This window comes from Streptococcus sp. 'caviae' (assembly GCF_001937065.1).
Taxonomy (GTDB): Bacteria; Bacillota; Bacilli; order Lactobacillales; family Streptococcaceae; genus Streptococcus.
The window spans coordinates 1-3,155 of sequence record NZ_MOWR01000017.1 but is presented as its reverse complement, the minus strand read 5'-3'; the positions used below and the strand labels follow the sequence as shown (position 1 = coordinate 3,155).

The following is a 3,155-nucleotide window of genomic DNA, read 5'->3' as shown; positions in this document are numbered from 1 at the left end:
GGCTCATTGACAATTGAATAGCGCAACAAAAAAAGAAACCGAAACGCTGTAGAACATATTGAAAGAGTTTTTTAATAAGGTTAAGTTAGTAAGGGCGCACGGTGGATGCCTAGGCACTAGGAGCCGATGAAGGACGTGACGAACAACGAAATGCTTTGGGGAGCTGTACGTAAGCGTTGAACCAGAGATGTCCGAATGGGGGAACCCGGCAGGTGAAGCCTGTCACCCATCACTGTTAAGGTGATGAGGAGGAAGACGCAGTGAACTGAAACATCTAAGTAGCTGCAGGAAGAGAAAGCAAGAGCGATTGCCTGAGTAGCGGCGAGCGAAAGGGCAGGAGGGCAAACCGAAGTGTTTACACTTCGGGGTTGTAGGACTGTAACGTGGACTCAAGTTTTATAGAAGAACTATCTGGAAAGGTAGGCCAAAGAGAGTAAGAGCCTCGTATTTGAAATAGAGCTTGTACCTAACAGGATCCTGAGTACGGCGGGACACGCGGAATCCCGTCGGAAACTGGGAGGCCCATCTCCCAACCCTAAATACTCCCTAGTGACCGATAGTGAACCAGTACCGTGAGGGAAAGGTGAAAAGCACCCCGGAAGGGGAGTGAAAGAGAACCTGAAACCGTGTGCCTACAAGAAGTTCGAGCCCGTTAATGGGTGAGAGCGTGCCTTTTGTAGAATGAACCGGCGAGTTACGTTATGATGCGAGGTTAAGCGGAAGAAGCGGAGCCGAAGGGAAACCGAGTCTGAAGAGGGCGAATGAGTATCATGATGTAGACCCGAAACCATGTGACCTACCCATGAGCAGGGTGAAGGTGCGGTAAAGCGCACTGGAGGCCCGAACCAGGGCACGTTGAAAAGTGCTTGGATGACTTGTGGGTAGCGGAGAAATTCCAAACGAACTTGGAGATAGCTGGTTCTCTCCGAAATAGCTTTAGGGCTAGCGTCGATTGAGAGACCGTTGGAGGTAGAGCACTGTTTGATTGAGGGGTCCATCCCGGATTACCAATATCAGATAAACTCCGAATGCCAAGCGGTTGCGATCGGCAGTCAGACTGCGAGTGCTAAGATCCGTAGTCGAAAGGGAAACAGCCCAGACCACCAGCTAAGGTCCCCAAATAATTGTTAAGTGGAAAAGGATGTGGGGTTGCACAGACAACTAGGATGTTAGCTTAGAAGCAGCTATTCATTCAAAGAGTGCGTAATAGCTCACTAGTCGAGTGACCCTGCGCCGAAAATGTACCGGGGCTAAAACAATTTACCGAAGCTGTGGATTACCTTTTAGGTAATGGTAGGAGAGCGTTCTATGTGCAGAGAAGGTGTACCGCAAGGAGCACTGGAGTGCATAGAAGTGAGAATGCCGGTATGAGTAGCGCAAGATGGGTGAGAATCCCATCCACCGTAAGACTAAGGATTCCAGGGGAAGGCTCGTCCGCCCTGGGTTAGTCGGGACCTAAGGAGAGACCGACAGGTGTATCCGATGGGCAACAGGTTGATATTCCTGTACTAGAGTATAGAGTGATGGAGGGACGCAGAAGGCTAGCTCAGCCGGACGATTGGAAGAGTCCGGCCAAGCAGTGAGGCGTGGATTGAGTCAAATGCTTAGTCCTATACCGTTGAGCTGTGAAGGGGAGCGAAGTTTAGTAGCGAAGTGAGTGATGTCACGCTGCCAAGAAAAGCTTCTAACGTTAATGTATACTCTACCCGTACCGTAAACCGACACAGGTAGTCGAGGCGAGTAGCCTCAGGTGAGCGAGCGAACTCTCGTTAAGGAACTCGGCAAAATGGCCCCGTAACTTCGGGAGAAGGGGCGCTGACGTTAAGTCAGCCGCAGTGAAAAGGCCCAAGCAACTGTTTATCAAAAACACAGCTCTCTGCAAAATCGTAAGATGAGGTATAGGGGGTGACGCCTGCCCGGTGCTGGAAGGTTAAGAGGAGTGCTTAGACGTTAGTCGAAGGTATGAATTGAAGCCCCAGTAAACGGCGGCCGTAACTATAACGGTCCTAAGGTAGCGAAATTCCTTGTCGGGTAAGTTCCGACCCGCACGAAAGGCGTAATGATTTGGGCACTGTCTCAACGAGAGACTCGGTGAAATTTTAGTACCTGTGAAGATGCAGGTTACCCGCGACAGGACGGAAAGACCCCATGGAGCTTTACTGCAGTTTGATATTGCGTATCTGTGACACATGTACAGGATAGGTAGGAGCCTAAGAAGAGTGAACGCTAGTTTACTTGGAGGCGCTGTTGGGATACTACCCTTGTGTTATGGCTACTCTAACCCGGTAGGTTAATCATCTACGGAGACAGTGTCTGACGGGCAGTTTGACTGGGGCGGTCGCCTCCTAAAAGGTAACGGAGGCGCCCAAAGGTTCCCTCAGATTGGTTGGAAATCAATCGCAGAGTGTAAAGGTATAAGGGAGCTTGACTGCGAGAGTTACAGCTCGAGCAGGGACGAAAGTCGGGCTTAGTGATCCGGTGGTTCCGCATGGAAGGGCCATCGCTCAACGGATAAAAGCTACCCTGGGGATAACAGGCTTATCTCCCCCAAGAGTTCACATCGACGGGGAGGTTTGGCACCTCGATGTCGGCTCGTCGCATCCTGGGGCTGTAGTCGGTCCCAAGGGTTGGGCTGTTCGCCCATTAAAGCGGCACGCGAGCTGGGTTCAGAACGTCGTGAGACAGTTCGGTCCCTATCCGTCGCGGGCGTAGGAAATTTGAGAGGCTCTGCTCCTAGTACGAGAGGACCAGAGTGGACTTACCGCTGGTGTACCAGTTGTTCTGCCAAGAGCATCGCTGGGTAGCTATGTAGGGAAGGGATAAACGCTGAAAGCATCTAAGTGTGAAGCCTGCCTCAAGATGAGATTTCCCTTAACGTTAAGTTAGTAAGAGCCCTGAGAGACGATCAGGTTGATAGGTTGGGAGTGGACGCGTGGTGACACGTGAAGCGGACCAATACTAATCGCTCGAGGACTTATCCGAAGAGCAGCAGAGGTTTTAAGCGCTATTCAATTATGAGTGAGCGATCATTCAAGAGTTAAGTGACGATAGCCTAGGAGAGACACCTGTACCCATGCCGAACACAGCCGTTAAGCCCTAGCACGCCTGAAGTAGTTGGGGGTTGCCCCCTGTGAGATAGGGTAGTCGCTTAGCAA

At 51.1% G+C, this 3,155-nt stretch carries 2 rRNA genes; both read left to right on the top strand.

Features of this window, described 5'->3' with window-relative positions:
* The first annotated feature begins 78 nt into the window (after window positions 1-78).
* Window positions 79-2,982 (top strand): 23S ribosomal RNA (locus BMI76_RS10405).
* A gap of 55 nt (window positions 2,983-3,037) precedes the next feature.
* A 5S ribosomal RNA gene (gene rrf / locus BMI76_RS10400) occupies window positions 3,038-3,153 on the top strand.
* Window positions 3,154-3,155 lie beyond the last annotated feature (2 nt).